Raw genomic sequence first — 16,784 nt, forward strand, 5'->3', positions numbered from 1 at the left:
TCAACGGGCATCGCCTTCTCCCAAGGGCAGAAAGGGGGCAGATTCGGTCTGACTCTCTGTCCACGGTTGAGGCGTGTGGGGCGTCGGCGCGAAAACGCGCGGTATTTCCGTTTTTATAATGAGGCTCTTTGCCTGTGCGTCAGCTTCTTGTGCGAGCGCCTTGTCGAACAGCCAATCAGTCACGGCCATGCGCGCCGCGAGATCGCGCGTTTCTGCGAGCATCTGCTCGCGCGCATGCGCGAACTCATGGTATGCCTTGTCTTGCGAGAGTTGAAATGCGCTCTTGACGTCGGCGAGACCCAGCGAGACCGAAGGCCTGCCTGTATAGGTTGAGTGCGCGAGCCCCGTGGCATTGCCGACCCGCACGCGCCATGTAGCGTGCGCGGTATGAAAGTCGCTCAGGTAGTTGCGTATAAACTCGAGAAACTCGACAGGCGACAGCATCGCGTTTGAAACGTCTTTTGCCATCGTGACCATGTCGCCGAAGAGACTGCCCTGATCAAAGTCTTTGATGATGATAACGGCGAGCTGCCGGTGCTGCCGCCTTTCGGCGCGCAGCAGCGAGAAGATTTTCTCGCGACTTTCGGCGACGCGGCCCTTGAGGCCGGGCATATCCTGGTCGAAGACGACAAGCCCTGCGCCATGCTTCAGTTCTTTCATGAGGCCCTGCGACGAATCAACCGAAACGGCGTTAAAACCGAACAGAGTAAAGATCCTCATTGCCTGGCGTTTCAAGACCTCGGGTAAAAACGCGAGTACAACCTCGCCAAAAACCGCGGTGGATTGCAGCTGCAGAAAAACCTCAGCGGCTGTTTGAAACTCTGCGAGCCGCAAGATTGCCACGTGGCCCTGGTCGTGCGCGGCGCGCGAGGCGACGGCGAGGCTCGGGCCGCAACAGACAAGCAGGTCGTGCGGCCGCAGATCGGCGAGTTCGTATGGGTGATGAAAAAAGGCGGTGGCCGCTGGCTTTAAGCGCTCGTGCACAACGGCAATCGCGCTGATCGTTTCGCGGTCTGCAGCCGAGGCCTGGTAGAAGACAAAGCGCTCGAATGCGTAGGCCATGAGATGAGACATAATACTTAAGGCTTTTTCACGCCGTCAACCACTTGGTCGGGGCGAACTATCGTTCACTAACAGTCTGCCGAAACTGGCTAAATCAGCTATACGACCTGTCTCACCCGTTCGAGCCGGACGCATGCATGCCCACCACAAATTGCTGAGTATATTTCTGGTAGCCTGCACTGCGACGCACGCAGCGACAGTTGTAACTGCCAAAGAGCGTATCGAAGGTACTATTCTCGCACAAGATGACAAAACGGTCACCATCAAACGCGCGAAAGGCGAGAAGAAAATCGCGCGCGACCAAATTGTTCAGATTTTTGATGATAACGGCGAGCTCGTGTGGGTGTCGCCAGCCCTAAAAGGTCCCGAGACAACACAGACAGCAGAAGCAACGGCGACAGCAGAAAAGCCACTGACGCACTCGATTATCATCGACGGCATCGTCGGCAGCTCGAGCGGCGGCTTTTACTCTGAAGAGGAAAAGTTCGTAGACGCGTTGGGCATCTATAAGGTCTACTCAGACGGTTCACGCCAACAGGCAAAACAGACGATGATGTCAGTCGGCTTTGGCATCAACTATCAATATGCAGGCTCGGCACGGTGGGCAACGCTATTTACGTATATGTTTCGATCGACTTCACACAGCATCTATACTGGTGATGGTCAAAAATACAACCGCGAAGAGTTGTCTTCGCAAACAATTACAAACCGGCACACAGCGCTCATCGGAAAAGAGCTGCGCTTCTACCCGGCAGACGGGCTCAGCACCATTGACCTAATCGGTCAAATCGGCTATGAATTCGGAAACTACCGGCCTCTGGCAACTTATGTCGATTACCGAACTAAGCTGACACCCGTGCCCGTAGCATATCCCGGACCGACCGACATCACTGTTCAGGGCCCTACTGCACGCCTCGGCGGTGGCGTGACTTTCCGATTTAGCCCAACGTGGCAGATGCGCTTGCTTGCATTTTACCAGGGCACATATTCAATGGCCTCTGAAAAGATATGGAATGCGGTAGACAAGAACGTCTTTATCCATGATTTTTACGGTGTCTTTTCGGTAGGCTATAGCTTCTGATAATTCACCGGCAGCCACTGGCTGCCGGTGAATAACTTTACACCCTGTTTGCGACGCACAAAAGGACGCATGGCGCGTACTGAATTTCTCTTCGATAAGAACCAAGAACCTCACCTCGGCCGCACGGCTGCGATATTGAAAAAGCATCCCGAGATGCGCAAATTCATCGGCAAGAAGAACCCGTGGAGCGCGGTCGTCATTCTTTTCACCGTCGCGCTGCAGCTCACCATTGCCTGGTTTTTGCGCGAGCAAGAATGGTACATTATTCTGCCCGCAGCATGGCTCGTCGGCACGATCATCAACCACAGCTACATCGGCCTGCTGCACGACGCCTCGCACGGCCTCATCTTTCGCGGCAAATTCTGGAACGACGTTTTTGGCCTCATTGTCAATGCCCCGATGCTCGTGCCGTCTTACGTCTCATTCAAAAAATACCACATGAAGCACCATGCGTTTCAGGGTGTCTATGAACTCGATGCGGATTTACCGGCGTTATGGGAGGTAAAGGCCGTAAAGAATATCTGGTACCGTAAAATGCTATGGCTCGCTTTTTACCCCCTCATTCAAACGCTGCGCACGATGCGTGTGCGCGAAGTTGCCTTTTTTGACGGCTGGGTGCTCGCAAACTGGGTCACCACCTTTGCGACGGATTTTCTTGTTTTCTATTTCATGGGCCCCATGGCGTTTCTTTACGTCGCCGCGTCGTTCTGGTTCGGCTTCGGTCTTTCGATCGTCGGCGGCAGGTTGATTCAAGAACACTACATGGTCGCCGAACCACAAGAGACCTACAGCTACTACGGCCCGCTCTCGCTCGTCTCTTGCCACGTCGGGTACCACAACGAGCACCACGACTTTCCGTCTGCGGCATGGAACTACCTGCCGCAGATTCGTGCTGCCGCGCCTGAGTTCTACAATAACATCAAGTACCACACCTCATGGGGCGCACTCGTTCTGAAGTTCATCTTCGACAAAAACATGTCTCTCGCCAACCGCGTCGTACGCAAAGAACGCGGCGGCGTGGGCTTGGATGATGAAGTTATTCCTGATGTAAGAATTGCGAATGCGTGAGGCAGCCTTCGAGCACCTCAGGCTGCGCCTGCCGCGTTCGCTGAGGCGCTCGAAGCGAACACCGTAGGCCAAAGACTATGATCGACCGCTACTCCACTCCCGAAATTCGCCGCCTTTGGTCGCTGCAGCGCAAATTTGAAGTCTGGCGCGATATTGAAATTGCGGCATGTGAATACTGGCACACGAAGGGAAACATCACCGACGCCGAGCTGAACGATATTCGCACAAAATCTACCTTTACTGTTGAACGCATCAACGAAATCGAAGCGGAAATTCATCACGATGTGATTGCCTTCTTGACGGCGCTCGCTGAAAATATTGGGCCAGCTTCGCGGCACGTGCACTTTGGTCTGACATCTTCTGATGTCGGCGACACGGCGCAGATGCTGCTGATTGTCGAAGCGGGCGAATTGATTCGCAAAGCAATGCGCGGGCTTTTGCAGTCGCTCTACAAAATCTCTGTAGACCACAAAGATCTTGTGGTTGCCGGCCGCACGCATGGGGTCCATGCCGAGCCGACGACTCTGGGGCTGAAGTTTTTGGGGCATTACGCTGAACTGAGCCGCGCCGATGCACGCCTCGCGCACGCCATCGAAGACTGCCGCTACGGAAAAATTTCGGGCGCGGTGGGCACGTACTCGCAGATGCCGCCCGAACTTGAGGCGTATGTGCTCGGCAAATTTGGCCTGAAGCCAGAAACCGTCAGCACACAGGTTATCCCCCGTGATCGCCATGCATACTTTCTGCAGGCGATTGCGCTGACGGGCCAGGCGCTTTACCGCCTGATGCAAGAGATTCGCCTGCTACAGCGAACCGAAGGCCGTGAGGTTGAAGAACCTTTTCAAAAGGGGCAAAAAGGTTCGAGCGCGATGCCGCATAAGCGCAACCCTATTCTCGCCGAGCGCATCTGCGGCCTCGCGCGTGTGCTTTCGGGTTATGCAACCACTGCAGAATTCAACATACCACTCTGGCACGAACGCGATATTTCGCATTCGGGAGCCGAACGTGTCATCTTGCCCGATGCGACAGCGCTCATCGAATATATGCTGCTCAGGTCGAAGTTTGTCATCGAGAATCTGCAGGTTCACCCCAAAAACATCGAGCGCGTGCTCGACGCGACGCATGGCCTGTTATTTTCTTCGCGCGCATTGCTCACCGTCACCGCGCAGACGGCCATGAGCCGTGAAGATGCCTATGCAATCGTGCAGTCGGCGGCGATGGCAACCTGGGAAAACCCCGGTTCGGGCAACCTGCGCTCACGGTTAGAAGCGCATGAAGCTCTGAAAGCAATACCCAAGGCTGAATGGGATAATGTTTTCGATGCCAGATCGTTTCTGGCGCATGTCGATACGATTTTTGCAAGGGTCGCGAACCCAAATTAGTTTCTTCGAAATCGTCGCCCTTCGACAGGCTCAGGGTGACGATAAGGCAGGTTCTATGTGTTTCCGGTTGTGCTTTCGGCTGGCCTAAAAGGACCGAGGTTGTCACCCTGAGCTTGTCGAAGGGTGAGCCCGCTTCTCGAACGAATCAGACCGGATATTTTGTCTTAAACTCGTCTTCGGTGATAAAAGAAAAGAAGTTCATTAAGCCGGCGACCTTGAAGATCTTTTCGATCATCGGTTTAATGCCGGTCAGATGCACCGTGCCGCTCTGTGCCTGCACCGCGTTCACGATCTTGATCAGTACGCCAATACCGCTCGAGTCGATATAGCTCACATCATTCAGCTGCAGAATGACTTTTTCGCCGGTTTTCAGGGGAATCGAGTCTGTCTGACTCTTGAGCTCGACAGAAGTGTACATATCGAGGCTGCCCTTGAGGTAGACGACATAATATCCCTGTTTTTCGTGCAGCTTTATATCCATTCCATTTCCCCTAACTCAGCAATGCGATGCAAATATCGTTTACACTACATATATGCATCTGTCACGTCGATAATAGAGTACCATGAGACGCCAAGCATTTATTTTGTTTCTGCTGACCCTATGCTTGCCATTTGGCATCGCACACGCGCAGATGAACGGGACAGGCGATCTCAGCCACCCGACTGTCGATGAACTGCATTTGAAGCTGAATGAGCTGGTGAGCCGCTTCAAGGCAGACGAAGACCAGAAGCGCAAGAATGCCGAACAGGCCAAAGTGAAGGGCGACAAACCCCAGAACACCGGGCCATCCGACGAGTTTCGCATCGTTCTGCAACGCGGCGGCATGCGTACAGCGGGCGACAGGGACAACCCGGTCGTTCTTGAAGAAGTCATCATGAAAATGGCGGGCAGCAACGTTGTCGCGATTGAATTGAAATACGAAGAGGCGGCACTGCGCCGGCAGTTTATTCACAAACGGTCTATCAAGAACGACGACATCAAAAAGACCAGTTACGGCCATATCAACCTCTATTACCACGCCGAAGGCGACGTTTCGAAATCTGAGGTTCTCGTGAACATGAGCTCTACCGACCGCGCCAAACTGCTCGCGATCTATATCGACGGGCTGCTTCGGGCGATTCGCGACCTCGACGACCGCGTGCTTGCGGCGAAGAAATTTGCCGGTAAAAAAATGAACAATGCGCTCAACATGGGCGTTCGCATACGCTAGATGCTGAAAGCTCAGGCTTTTATTCTCGGCAATGCCGCCGCAATGGCAGTCATTGGTTATATTCTCGTCGCGCTCAACAAAGACTCACTCGGTGCGGTGGCGATCACCACGTACATCGGCATCGTCGTCATGGCCGTTTCACTGAAGCTTTCAGGCTATCTGATACCCCGTCCGCCGGCACCGACTGACCCTGCTGTCAAACAATATGGCGACGTGATGGATTGGGCGATGCTGCTTTTCGTCTGGCCCAGCTTTGCCGCGCCGCTGATCGTATTGCCCTATCTCATCGGCAGCGTGACTCTGATTTTTGCCCTGTTCGCTGTCGGCATCGGCCTCTTTGCCGTCATTGGCATCTGGGGCGTCAAGATCAGCGCCGACCGCATCAATGGCAAGCGCCGGCATGCGAAGTGGTTTTATTTTATTCCCTCTTTACTCTACACGATACCGGCGCTGATCATCGGTTACTTTGTCGTGGCGAATTTTTCAGAGAACATTACGGTGATGCGCATCGCCAACGCCGGCGGGCTCGTTCTCGGCGGCTTCTTCAGCTTCTATTGCATCAAGCTCGCGCTCTTCGACCTATTCACGTACGACGTGCGCCGCTACGCTGTGTTTGATCTGTTGCCGCTCGTGCTGGTGCTCATCTTTGTACCGTTGGTCGCCGAAATCGCGCTGCCGCTTTTTGCAGGCCAGGTAGACCAGATGTACCTGCTCTATACGCTGAGCATTTTTGCGCTCACAGTCACGCAGGTTTTGGGCGTGCTCTCGGTAACGCGCCGCGCAAAGTTTTGAATGACAACCTGTAACATGTCTTTGTCTCACCGCTCAGCTTAGTGAGTAACGAACTTTCGCCACAGACACGAATTGTTGTCGCACCGCAGAACTTTTCGTTCAGCGATTTTGCGCTTGAGAACGGCGATCGTCTCGCCGAGGTCAACATTGCGTATGAGACCTATGGCAAACTGAACAGCGACAAGTCGAATGCGATTCTGATCGAACATGCATTCTCGGGCGACGCGCACGCCGCGTTTTATCATGAGAATGAAACCCGCCCCGGCTGGTGGGACAAAATGATCGGCCCGGGCAAGGCCTTCGACACCAATCGTTTTTTTGTGATCTGCTCAAACGTGCTGGGCGGCTGCGCTGGCTCAACCGGCCCTTCGTCGATTAACCCCGAAACGGGCAAAGAGTACGCGCTCGATTTTCCGCAAATCACGATCAAAGACATGGTCGGCGCGCAGAAGCGTCTCACCGAGCATCTCGGCATCGAAAAACTCTACAGCGTCGCCGGCGGATCAATGGGCGGTATGCAGGTTTTGCAGTGGCTGGTGAGTTACCCCCACGCGATGAAATCGGCGATACCGATCGCAACCACGGCGCGCCATTCGCCGCAGCAAATTGCGTTCAATGAGGTCGGCAGGCAGGCAATCATGGCCGACCCAAAGTGGAACAGCGGCAACTATTACGGCGTTGAAATACCCAAAGCGGGCCTGTCGGTAGCGCGCATGGTCGGCCACATTACTTACATGAGCGAAAAGTCAATGGCAGAAAAGTTCGGTCGCCGCCAGAAATCTGACCAGGATACCACCAAGTTTCACGCCGACTTTGAGGTCGAAGGCTACCTGAGAAACCGGGGCGATTTTTTCGTTCGCCGCTTCGACGCCAACTCTTACCTCTATATCAGCAAAGCGATGGATCTTTTCGACGTATCGGACGGCAGGCACCTGAGTGAAAAATTTTACGAGCTTGAAGCCAAGCTGCTGGTTCTGGCGTTCAAGTCGGACTGGCTGTACCCGGCTTACCAGTCGCTCGACATCGTGTCAGCGTGTAAGGTCGCCGGTGTGCCCGTGTCTTATATAGAGATAGAAGCCAATTATGGCCACGACTCGTTTTTGGTCGAAACCGAAAAACAATCGCAGCTCGTGCGGCATTTCTTGACACGCGTCGACGAGCAGATCAGCTGAATCAGACAGAACTTATGGAAATCCCCATTCAAGAGCTGCAGACAGAGCGCATCGACTACCGCATCATCTTGACGTTGGTCGAGCCCAAGAGCCGGGTGCTCGACATGGGTTGCGGCGATGGCGAACTGCTCTATCTGCTCAACAAGAATCTGGCAACGCGATCGCAAGGCATCGAAATCGACCATGACCAGATTGTGCAGTCCGTCGAGCGGGGTATTAACGTGCTCTTAGGCGACCTCGACAGCGGCCTCACGGATTTTAAGGACAATTCGTTCGATTACGTGATTTTGAACAATGCATTACAAGAGCTGCGTTACCCCGATGATGTGATTAAAGATGCGCTGCGCGTCGGTCGCCGCCTGATTGTGGGTTTTCCGAATTTTGCCTATTACAAGGCACGGCTGCAGTTTTTCTTTTCTGGCCGAACACCCGTGACACCGTCATTGCCCTTCGCCTGGTACGAAAGCCCAAATTTACATCTGCTGACGATTGACGATTTTAAAGAATATTGCCGCAAACGCAAATACCGCATTATCAGCGAGCGTTATGTGAGAAACCAGAAAGAAATCAGCCTGCGCCCTAACCTGCTCGCGCAGTGGGGCATCTTCATGATCACGCGCTGATTAGCCGAAACTTCATGCTAAGCCGAATCGCAAATACCATAAAAAGTCTTTACGAAAACCACACGCTGGCTCTCGCTCTGGGGCTTGCCTTCATCATTCGCAGTGTCGCGGCATATAGTAACTACGGGCCGTTTGCGGTCGACGACTACCTGAATGTCATCGAACCGGCATTGCGTTACTTGATGCTCGGCGAAAAGCCCGAGATACCTGCGCTGCGCTTTGAAATTCTGCCCTACGCATTTGCGTGGTTCATGAAGCCGCTCTATCTGATAGGTGTCAAACGCGCCGACTATCTCGTCAGCTGCGCCTATTTTATCATGGGCATCATTTCGCTGCTGCAGATAGTTGCAATGCACCGCATCGGCTCCCTCGTGCTCAAGCCTGCAGCTCAGCGAATGATGACGCTCTTTGCAGCGACCTGGGCGATTGCCCCGCTATTTACCAACAGCGCCGATATCGCAGGGCCTTCTTATATCTGCCTTACATTTGCGGTTTTGTATCTGCTGCGGGCAACGCACCGAACTGCGGGCGAATTTCGCGATGAGGATCTATCTTTTCTTCGCGCGCCGCTCGTGTGGTGCGGTTTTTTTCTCTCGTTCGCAATTTTCTTTCGCTTTTCCCTGGCGCCTCTGTACTTTGCACTCGGCGGCTATCTGGTGTTTGCACTGCCCAAAGGCGGGCGACTCAGGGGGCTGCTGCAATTCGGCATCGGTGGCGCGATGACTGCTGTGCTCATGTCTTTGCTCGAACTACTGAACGGTAAAATGCCGTTCAGCACCGCACTCGAGTTTGTGAAGTATAATTTCGACGCACACATTGCGACGCAGAGTTATGGCAGCATGCCGTGGCATATGTACCTCGGCATCATTCTGCTTTTTCCGATTCCGGTGTTGGCATTTGTATTCTGGTGGCCGATGCTCAAGGCTGCACGCCGGTTCATGGGACCGACAGTGCTGTTTCTCGCGTTTTTGGTTTCGCATTCGGCGATTGCCTTCAAGCTCGAACGTTATGTGATTCCGGTGGTGCCGATCATGATGCTGTGGCTCTTTGCGGGCATCGAAGCATATGCCGACCGGCGCTTCATGCGCATTGCTGTCATTTTACTTTTTACCTTAAACACACTTTTTATAGCGCCGGTGGCGCTCACGATGCTGCAGCGTGCGGGGGTCGACGGCGCGATCTACGCCGGCAGCCTCAAGCCGCCGCAGATCGTGTATGGCATCGACCCATGGCGTTGGGGATATTATGGGTTAAAAAGACCCTCACCCGAATTTGTGCCTACGCTCGCAGAACTTGAAAAATCCGCCCTGGAAAAAAACTGGCCCAGATTCAGCGTCTACCGCTTTTTGTATTTCACCGAAGCGGAAAAACAGCGACTCAAACAGAAGGGCATCTCGTGCCGGCTGGCAAAGGCCTTCAAACCCGATTTTCTCGAGCGCATTTCGATTAAGCTGAACCCTGCGATGAACTTTCGCCGCAATGACACGACAGTTTACGAGTGCACGCGCCTGTAAGTGGGTGAAGCGGCGCTCACCGGCGCGAGGCCTCTTATTCGCTTAACTTAAACTTGACGCACCGATTGACTTTGCTCTTACGAGACTAAGGTTATGGATTCTGCTGAAATTGAAAGCCTGAAGAAAGAAAACGCGTCGCTGCGCCAGACCTTACGCGGCTACGAGACCGTGGTGAGGCTGAACGACGAAGAAATCAGCCAGCTCGAGCAAATGGTTGCGATGTACGAGCGTATTATCGAATACAGCCGTGTCGAGCTGCTGCAGGTGCGCGAAGAGCAAAGGGCGACCGAAAAACTCTCGGGTCTTACAGTTGAAGAACTCAAGAGTGCCAAACAGACGGTCGAAGCGTCTGAAAATGTCTCTCGTATGAGCCGTGATGAACTGATCGATGCGATGACGCGCATCAAAGAACTCGAAATGGAGAATAAGCGCCTCAAAGAACAGCGTCTCGCTGCCGGCGAAAAACTGAACTCGTAAATGGATGACCTGATCAGCGTATTACTGCTCGGTGGTATCATCGGGGTGGTCGGCATTTTCGCGTACTATGTCGTGCGCACCTACCTTGTGCCCAAGCGCGTCGAAGAGCTGGCAGAAATGATCAAGCAGGGGCACACAGGCCCTGCGATCAGCAAGCTCACGAAAATGATCGAAGAAAACGAACGCGACCCCTATTTGCATTTTCTGCTCGGCGAAGCCTATTCGAAACAAAACGATTTGCAGGGCGCTGCCAATGAATACCGACAGACGATCAAAATTGGTAAATGGGGAGCTCAGGTCAAAGAAGCGGCGGTGCGATCTCGCCTTGCGAAGATCTACATGACGAACCGCAACTACGACGAGGCAAAAAAAGAGTACCTAATTCTCACGCGCCTCGACGGTACCAACAACGAAAACTTTTACCAGGTGGGTGTACTGTTCGAAACCGCCGGGCTCAACGACAAGGCGCTGCCCTATTTCAAACAATCGGCGAAACTCAAACCGACACACGCCGATTCGTTTCATCACATCGGCATTATCGAATATAATTTCGGCAACGTGAACGACGCCAAAATGGCGCTCACCGAAGCCGTCAAACTGAACGGCAACCTGCACGGAGCGCACTATTACCTCGGCATGTGCCTCAAGAACCAGAAAGATTATGACTGGGCGGTGAAAGAATTCGAACTCGCGAGCAAAGACGAAAATTTTAAGGGACGCGCGCTACTCGCCAAAGGCCTCTGCCTCATGGAAAAAGGCCAGTTACCCACTGCTCAGGTAGAACTCGAAAAGGGATTACTGACTGCACCCAAAGGTTCAGAACTCGAGCTGAATCTTCGCTATGCAATCGGCGCCTGCGCCGAGCGTAAGCGTGACTTTCACACGGCGATCGCCAACTGGGAAAGAATCACCGATGTGAACCCAAAGTTTCGCGATGTCGCTGAAAAGCTCAAGGCCTACGAAGAATTCAGAACCGACGATACAATCAAAGACTTTATGATCGCGCCGCCGGGTAAGTTTGAAGCGCAGACACGAGCCATCGTCGAAGCGATGACGTTTAAGGTCGTCGACCTCAATGTCGTCGACGATTCAGAAGTTCATATTCTCGCAACTGAAGAAGAAGGCAATCGCCGAAACAGCAAGAAGTCAAACCGTCTGATCTATATTCTGCGCACGACCGACCTCGTGCCTGAACGCACGGTGCGGCAGCTGCACGAAGAGATGCGCAGTAAAGGCGCGAATAAAGGCGCGTGTATCAGCACTTCAGATTTCTCGAGCCAGGCGCATGCATTCATTCAATCGCGCCCGATTGAACTCTATGACCGCAAGCAGCTGATTGCCCTGCTGCGCGCCATTTAACCGTGGCAGGTGCGTCACAAGAATTTGCCTCGCTGCTCAGAGGTATTTCAACTAGTGAACTTGAAGCATTGAAGGCCTTGCCTTGGCAGGCCGAGAAGATTGCAGGTGAAGCGGTCGCTGCAAAAATCGAACCCGGGCTCGGCGTCACCGCTCTTGCGGGCGCGCTGCCTTTTCTTGAAACGCGAATCGATCGCCGCGAATATGCCGGTTACCAGTGGCTCAAGAGCGAACAGCTCGCGGGCTTTCTCGCGCTGAATCGCGCTCTGCTTCGGTGCTACCTGCAGGCTGCACGCGCCGAACGCCTCACGCTCGTCGGCAATCTGTCACAGGCCCGCCTCTATCAGGTATCGACTGAAACCGTCGGCATGTCTGCTGCATCGTTTGCGGTATTTCTCGCGCAGCGCGTCAAAGCGACTGGTGCAGGCGAAACGCTGCTCGTCGATCTCGATACCACAAACCAATTTGTGTTTCCCCTGCTGCGCCTGCCAGAAGCACCGCCGGTTCTCACTGAACAGCTACAGAAACCGTCATCTTTCAAAGCCGACCTGCAGAGATGCATTCTGAAACTGGCGAATGGCCTCAGCTACCTCAATATGCAGGCGACGAGCCTCAGGCCTTTCAGCGACGCAGAACTCGCGCGCATCGTCGGCACGCTCGATGCAGATTTCGATAGCGTCATCATCTATTCAGGTCGGCTGAAGAGCGCCTGGCTGTCGGCAAATGCCGAACAGAATTATGCCATTACCGATGGTTCATACAAATCAGAACTCGCAGCCCTCATTCGCCACTCAGGGGGATTGCACACCGTACTCATGGCGCCCGGCCGCGACAAATACCAGCCGCACCTCAACGAAGAATTTGCACGCCTGCCCGACCCGACTCTGTGGCAAGAACCTGCGCCCCACCTGAATGTTCTGCAAGAAACCATTGAACAGTTTGTGTCTGCGCGCAGGCTGACGCTCGGCGCACGCCGCACCTCGCCAATGACTCTCGACATTCTCTGGGGAATCAACCTTTATTTTCACTACGCCCGTGAAGATGAGACCGCAGCCGATAAGATTTTGAACAAGCTGCAAAAGAAAATGAGCGCGCGTTATCCTGGTTCATCATTTTTCAGCCAGCGCTCTGCTCTCAAGGCAATATCGATTCTGCCGCAGCGCGCCGCCACCACGCTGCTTTCAGTCAATTCAAACCCGATGATCGTCAGCCTGCCGCGCTCAGCCGAGCTGCGCGCTCTGGCGATATTTCCCGCGGGGGTAATACCGGCCGTGAACCATGGGCTGACGCGCATCGCCGCGGCTGGCGCCGCAACTGCCGACGACCTGATGACACTTGCGGCCCGCAGTGGTTTCAACCAGGTGTTGAAATCTGCACGCATCACGCTGCAAAAGCCGAACGCACTCGCCGCCGTGCTCGAGCAGGTGCAGCCATGAAATTCAAGCCCGTTCTGGTATGCCTGGCTCTTTCGGCGTGTTCGGGCCGCGTGCCGACATTCAGCCTGCAGGGTTATTATTTCATCGGCGCAAGCGACGAAAAGAACGCCGTTGCTGAAAATGGCAGGTTGATGCAGGCCGTAAGCGAAATTGTGCTCGCCATTTATGAGAAGCAGCCCGCAAAACTTATGCAATATGTGCATGCGCAAGAAGGCGCCATAATTGACGCCAAGGCATTCGTGACTCAGGCCCAGGTCGGTCAGGCGCTCGAAGATGAAAACTCGATGCTCTACCGCGTACTGTGGGACGACGCGTATTGGAAAAAGACCTCGCCAGAAGAGACAATCAGAAGTTACCGCACCCTCTTCGGCAAGGCCGGCGAAATTCGCGTAGGGCTGTTCTATTATTCGGCGACCGAGTGCGAAGCGCGGCTCGATTTTAAGGGCCGCCCCCCAATGGGCATCATGGCAAACCTTGTGCTGCGAAAACGCGGCGAACGCTGGTACATGATGAATTTTTTCTAACGGTTTCCTGAAAAAGGAAACCGTTAGCAGACTCCCGGAACCGAAAAAGCGAAAAGCAGCAAAGTCGCTTGCCCATCAAGCGACGACGCGCTTTAGCAGTCGTTTGCTCTTGCAAACGACGTGACCCGTCTTCGGGTCTCAGCTTCGGTGGCTTTTCGCTTTTTCAGGGGTTTTCCGGAGTCTGCTCTGAAGATCTACTCTTACCGCCTACGCGAGTTTATTGTAAATCTTCTTAACTATGAAAACATAGCTGAAATAGGCCGCATAGGGTACCGCACTTGCGACAAGCCCCACCATAACAGCCGGATAGATGTCGGTGCTGAATCCCTGAGTTTTGGCGAAAGTTGCCCAGAGTTGCCAGGCTGTGAATCCACTGATCATGCTGATGACTGCAACCGCAGCCGACGACTGTTGACGCCAGAAGCCGACGAGAAACGGCACGAGCAGCGCGACAAGGCCGATAGACGACGACTCGGTCACGAGCCCATGAATGTGGCGGTGTGCGAGCGCCATCTGCAGCGCCCAAAGCGCGATGAGCACCGTGCTCACTCGTGCGAGCAACAGCGTTTTTTGCGGGTCGCGCACGATTTTTCTGAGCAGGTTTTCGCTGACCAGAACAGATGGTGCGAGCAGCGCACCGCTCGCGGTGCTGAGTATCGCCGAAACGAGCGCGCCGAAGAAGATGATCTGCACCCAGACCGGGGTCTTGCTCAAGATCAGCTGCGGTAGCAAGAACTGCATGTCCCTCGGTAACTCGGCCGGTGCCAGAAGTTTGACCGCGGTCAGCCCGAGAAAAAGCGGAATCATGGCGACCGTCAGGTAAAGAAACCCGGCGACGATCGAAGACGTCGCGGCGACAGACGCGCTGCGCGAAGCCATAATGCGCTGAAAGACATCTTGCCCGGGCACAGACCCGAGGCCCAGCACACACCACAGCGAAATGTAGTGAAGCCAGTTGATTTTGCCCTGCGGCAAGAGCGAAAAGTGCGTCGGCGGCGCTTTGGCGAGTACGTTGCTGAATCCGCCGGCCTGATCGCTGAGAATAAAAAACACGGCAGTCAGGCCCAGAACAATGATTGTCATCTGCAGAGTGTCAGTCATCGAAACAGCCCACATGCCACCCATCGTGGTGTAGAGCGCGACGAGCGCCGCCATGATCACGACAGAAACTTCGAGCGATGCGCCAGTGATCGTGTGCAAGACGATGCCCAGTGCCAGAAACTGCGCGGCGACCCAACTGATGTACGAGAACGAGAGTAAGACCGAAGATACAACTTCGGCGGTGACACCGAAACGAACACGGTAAAAGTCGCTGAACGTTGTCAGGTTCATTGCGTAGAGCCTGCGGGCGAACACCGCGCCGACGATAATGAGGCAGAGCGCCGCGCCGAACGGTTCTTCGATGACGCCATAGAACCCGTCGCGCACAAAGTTTGCCGACGAGGCGAGAATTGTTTCAGAACCGAACCAGGTTGCGAATACGGTCGACGTCGCCATGAAGAACGGCAGATTCTTGCCCGCCAGAGCGAAGTCGCGCTCGTTCTTCACGCGGCGCGCAGCCCAAACGCCAATGAAGAGCGTCAGTGCAAGATAAGATATGACCCCGCCGACAAGCACGTTAAGCCGGTGTCAGCAGAAAAAAGAAGTTATCTCCCTCGCCTGTCGGCTCGTTGAAACCGCCAATACCGATCGCGTGCAGGTTGCTGAGCGGCTTGATCTCATCGTAGAGCAATGCACGCACAAAACCAGGCAGGCTCGCCTGGTCGTAGCGCAGCGTCAGCGCGTCAGTGTTGCGCCACTGCGATTTCTCTTCGGTGAGCCTGAACTCGCCGGCCGCGAATGTGGGGTGAAAAAAATACCAGATACCTGTGCCGTCGGCATGAAAGGTGATACCAAATGGAGTGACCTCAAAGAGCAGCCATTGCGACACGAGGTTAAAGGGTTTATATGAACCCGAATGCTCGATGCGTTTCAGCCAAGTACCGCGATAACTGCCTGGCTCAAGCCGCAGCGAGGCATCGGTATTCGAAAACAGATTCTCGAGTTCGTGCGTCTCGTACGATTTGAACTCGGCAATGAGCGCTTCGGTGTCGGTGAGCCTTGCAGATGGCATGCGTCAACTTCCGTAAACGTAGAAACCGCGGCCACTTTTTTGCCCAAGATGACCGGCCTCGACTTTTTTTCTGAGCAGCATGCACGGTCGGTACTTCGGGTCTTGGTAGTTTTCGTAAAGCGTCTGGGTGACTGCAAAAACCACGTCGAGACCGATGAAGTCTGCAAGCTGCAGCGGCCCCATCGGAAAATTATACCCGAGTTTCATCGAAGTGTCGATGTCTTCGGCAGACATGAGCCCCTCTTGCAGCGCGAAGATCGCTTCGTTCATGAGCACGATGCCAAGGCGCGAAGTGATAAAGCCCGGTGCGTCTTTGCAGATAACAGGGGTCTTTTCGAGCCGAATCGCGAGTTCACGCGCGAGTGCGAGCGCCGAAGGTTCGGTTGCTTCGGTGGTAATGATCTCGAGTAGCTTCATCACTCGGGGAGGATTAAAAAAGTGCAGGCCCACGACCCGCCCCTGGCGTTTCGGGTTTACCGCCGCCGAGAGAGCAGTGATCGAAAGCGACGAGGTGTTGCTCGCAAAAAGCGACGTGTCGTGCGCGCGCAGATCGAACTCGGCAAAAATCTTCTTCTTGAGTTCGATGTTCTCGGTAACGGCCTCAAGCATCAGGTCGTATTGCAGCTGTGCCTTGCCAAACCCACCGAGAATGTTAAGCCGGCCCTCAATCGAGACAAAGGGTTTACCGGCCTTTTCATCGCGCTCTTTGTCTTTCGCCGACCACTTTTCAAAGTTCTCGGCCGCCTGCGCACGCACTTTCTCGTTGGTGTCCATGACGTCGACCTGCGCTTCGGGGTATGCACGCGCGAAAATATAACCAATACCGGCGCCCATCGCCCCGCCGCCTGCGATGAGTATTTTCTGTAGAGAAGCACTTTCAGCCACTTGTGCTGAGTCTTGTCGAAGCATGCGACAGAGCCCGATGCTCATTTGCGGCGACACGCGATTTTCAATAGGACCGCGCTGCGAGTCG

Annotated in this window: 17 protein-coding genes; 12 read left to right on the forward strand and 5 right to left on the reverse strand. The window is 54.3% G+C overall.

Features of this window, described 5'->3' with window-relative positions; genetic code table 11:
* Positions 1–1,062: a hypothetical protein gene (locus TURPA_RS03125; RefSeq protein WP_014801825.1), complete on the reverse strand. Its 1,062-nt coding sequence runs from the start codon at positions 1,060–1,062 to the stop codon at positions 1–3.
* A gap of 133 nt (positions 1,063–1,195) precedes the next feature.
* Here TURPA_RS03125 and TURPA_RS03130 point away from each other — a divergent pair, with 133 nt between their 5' ends.
* The 3 genes from TURPA_RS03130 to purB all read left to right on the forward strand — a co-directional run bounded on the left by TURPA_RS03130 (position 1,196) and on the right by purB (position 4,593).
* Positions 1,196–2,143 carry a hypothetical protein gene (locus tag TURPA_RS03130; protein WP_014801826.1) on the forward strand — a complete coding sequence of 316 codons (948 nt, stop codon included), beginning with the start codon at positions 1,196–1,198 and terminating at the stop codon, positions 2,141–2,143.
* A 69-nt stretch (positions 2,144–2,212) separates the two neighbouring features.
* The gene (locus TURPA_RS03135; protein ID WP_014801827.1) at positions 2,213–3,211 is read left to right on the forward strand and encodes a fatty acid desaturase; all 999 of its coding nucleotides are present in this window, start codon (positions 2,213–2,215) and stop codon (positions 3,209–3,211) included.
* 77 nt (positions 3,212–3,288) lie between these two features.
* Positions 3,289–4,593 (forward strand): adenylosuccinate lyase, encoded by a 1,305-nt coding sequence (gene purB, locus TURPA_RS03140; RefSeq protein ID WP_014801828.1) that lies wholly within the window; start codon positions 3,289–3,291, stop codon positions 4,591–4,593.
* Between the two features lie 145 nt (positions 4,594–4,738).
* Here the strand turns inward: purB and TURPA_RS03145 are convergent, their stop codons facing one another.
* A complete protein-coding gene (locus tag TURPA_RS03145) occupies positions 4,739–5,074 on the reverse strand; it encodes an STAS domain-containing protein (protein WP_014801829.1) in 336 nt (111 codons plus the stop codon).
* An 82-nt stretch (positions 5,075–5,156) separates the two neighbouring features.
* On the opposite strand from TURPA_RS03145, the gene TURPA_RS03150 reads away from it, so the two are divergent.
* The 9 genes from TURPA_RS03150 (at position 5,157) to TURPA_RS03190 (ending at position 13,698) form a co-directional block, all read left to right on the forward strand.
* On the forward strand, positions 5,157–5,804 hold the full coding sequence (locus TURPA_RS03150) for a hypothetical protein (RefSeq protein WP_014801830.1): 648 nt from the start codon (positions 5,157–5,159) through the stop codon (positions 5,802–5,804).
* The gene (locus TURPA_RS03155; RefSeq protein ID WP_014801831.1) at positions 5,805–6,596 is read left to right on the forward strand and encodes a hypothetical protein; all 792 of its coding nucleotides are present in this window, start codon (positions 5,805–5,807) and stop codon (positions 6,594–6,596) included.
* Positions 6,597–6,637: 41 nt separating this feature from the next.
* Complete coding sequence (gene metX, locus TURPA_RS03160) at positions 6,638–7,768, forward strand: homoserine O-acetyltransferase MetX (protein ID WP_014801832.1); 1,131 nt, start codon at positions 6,638–6,640, stop codon at positions 7,766–7,768.
* 14 nt (positions 7,769–7,782) lie between these two features.
* Entirely contained in the window at positions 7,783–8,391 is a 609-nt protein-coding gene (metW, locus tag TURPA_RS03165) for a methionine biosynthesis protein MetW (protein ID WP_014801833.1), read from the forward strand.
* Between the two features lie 14 nt (positions 8,392–8,405).
* Positions 8,406–9,905: a glycosyltransferase family protein gene (locus tag TURPA_RS03170; RefSeq protein ID WP_014801834.1), complete on the forward strand. Its 1,500-nt coding sequence runs from the start codon at positions 8,406–8,408 to the stop codon at positions 9,903–9,905.
* A gap of 93 nt (positions 9,906–9,998) precedes the next feature.
* The gene (locus TURPA_RS03175) at positions 9,999–10,382 is read left to right on the forward strand and encodes a hypothetical protein (RefSeq protein WP_014801835.1); all 384 of its coding nucleotides are present in this window, start codon (positions 9,999–10,001) and stop codon (positions 10,380–10,382) included.
* On the forward strand, positions 10,383–11,741 hold the full coding sequence (locus TURPA_RS03180; protein ID WP_014801836.1) for a tetratricopeptide repeat protein: 1,359 nt from the start codon (positions 10,383–10,385) through the stop codon (positions 11,739–11,741).
* Between the two features lie 2 nt (positions 11,742–11,743).
* A complete protein-coding gene (locus TURPA_RS03185; RefSeq protein ID WP_014801837.1) occupies positions 11,744–13,174 on the forward strand; it encodes a hypothetical protein in 1,431 nt (476 codons plus the stop codon).
* Entirely contained in the window at positions 13,171–13,698 is a 528-nt protein-coding gene (locus TURPA_RS03190) for a hypothetical protein (RefSeq protein WP_014801838.1), read from the forward strand. The genes TURPA_RS03185 and TURPA_RS03190 overlap by 4 nt, the downstream gene beginning before the upstream one ends.
* Positions 13,699–13,905: 207 nt before the next feature.
* Here the strand turns inward: TURPA_RS03190 and TURPA_RS03195 are convergent, their stop codons facing one another.
* From TURPA_RS03195 to TURPA_RS03205, 3 genes are read right to left on the reverse strand one after another with little or no spacing between them, the layout of a single operon-like run.
* Positions 13,906–15,315 carry a high affinity choline transporter 1 gene (locus TURPA_RS03195; protein ID WP_014801839.1) on the reverse strand — a complete coding sequence of 470 codons (1,410 nt, stop codon included), beginning with the start codon at positions 15,313–15,315 and terminating at the stop codon, positions 13,906–13,908.
* Position 15,316: 1 nt separating this feature from the next.
* Positions 15,317–15,811 carry a hypothetical protein gene (locus TURPA_RS03200; RefSeq protein WP_014801840.1) on the reverse strand — a complete coding sequence of 165 codons (495 nt, stop codon included), beginning with the start codon at positions 15,809–15,811 and terminating at the stop codon, positions 15,317–15,319.
* Positions 15,812–15,814: 3 nt separating this feature from the next.
* Positions 15,815–16,720 carry a 3-hydroxyacyl-CoA dehydrogenase family protein gene (locus TURPA_RS03205; protein WP_169314394.1) on the reverse strand — a complete coding sequence of 302 codons (906 nt, stop codon included), beginning with the start codon at positions 16,718–16,720 and terminating at the stop codon, positions 15,815–15,817.
* Positions 16,721–16,784 lie beyond the last annotated feature (64 nt).

This window comes from Turneriella parva DSM 21527, from assembly GCF_000266885.1.
In the GTDB taxonomy this organism is placed as follows: domain Bacteria; phylum Spirochaetota; class Leptospiria; order Turneriellales; family Turneriellaceae; genus Turneriella; species Turneriella parva.

Excerpts from the sequence above, each read along its gene's own strand:
- TURPA_RS03135 (WP_014801827.1), top strand. The coding sequence starts at position 2,213 with ATGGCGCGTACTGAATTTCTCTTCGATAAGAACCAAGAACCTCACCTC.
- TURPA_RS03150 (WP_014801830.1), top strand. The coding sequence starts at position 5,157 with ATGAGACGCCAAGCATTTATTTTGTTTCTGCTGACCCTATGCTTGCCA.
- metW (WP_014801833.1), top strand. The coding sequence starts at position 7,783 with ATGGAAATCCCCATTCAAGAGCTGCAGACAGAGCGCATCGACTACCGC.
- TURPA_RS03180 (WP_014801836.1), top strand. The coding sequence starts at position 10,383 with ATGGATGACCTGATCAGCGTATTACTGCTCGGTGGTATCATCGGGGTG.
- TURPA_RS03145 (WP_014801829.1), bottom strand. The coding sequence starts at position 5,074 with ATGGATATAAAGCTGCACGAAAAACAGGGATATTATGTCGTCTACCTC.
- TURPA_RS03155 (WP_014801831.1), top strand. The coding sequence starts at position 5,805 with ATGCTGAAAGCTCAGGCTTTTATTCTCGGCAATGCCGCCGCAATGGCA.
- TURPA_RS03190 (WP_014801838.1), top strand. The coding sequence starts at position 13,171 with ATGAAATTCAAGCCCGTTCTGGTATGCCTGGCTCTTTCGGCGTGTTCG.
- TURPA_RS03200 (WP_014801840.1), bottom strand. The coding sequence starts at position 15,811 with ATGCCATCTGCAAGGCTCACCGACACCGAAGCGCTCATTGCCGAGTTC.
- TURPA_RS03130 (WP_014801826.1), top strand. The coding sequence starts at position 1,196 with ATGCATGCCCACCACAAATTGCTGAGTATATTTCTGGTAGCCTGCACT.
- TURPA_RS03205 (WP_169314394.1), bottom strand. The coding sequence starts at position 16,720 with ATGCTTCGACAAGACTCAGCACAAGTGGCTGAAAGTGCTTCTCTACAG.
- TURPA_RS03170 (WP_014801834.1), top strand. The coding sequence starts at position 8,406 with ATGCTAAGCCGAATCGCAAATACCATAAAAAGTCTTTACGAAAACCAC.
- TURPA_RS03175 (WP_014801835.1), top strand. The coding sequence starts at position 9,999 with ATGGATTCTGCTGAAATTGAAAGCCTGAAGAAAGAAAACGCGTCGCTG.
- purB (WP_014801828.1), top strand. The coding sequence starts at position 3,289 with ATGATCGACCGCTACTCCACTCCCGAAATTCGCCGCCTTTGGTCGCTG.
- TURPA_RS03125 (WP_014801825.1), bottom strand. The coding sequence starts at position 1,062 with ATGGCCTACGCATTCGAGCGCTTTGTCTTCTACCAGGCCTCGGCTGCA.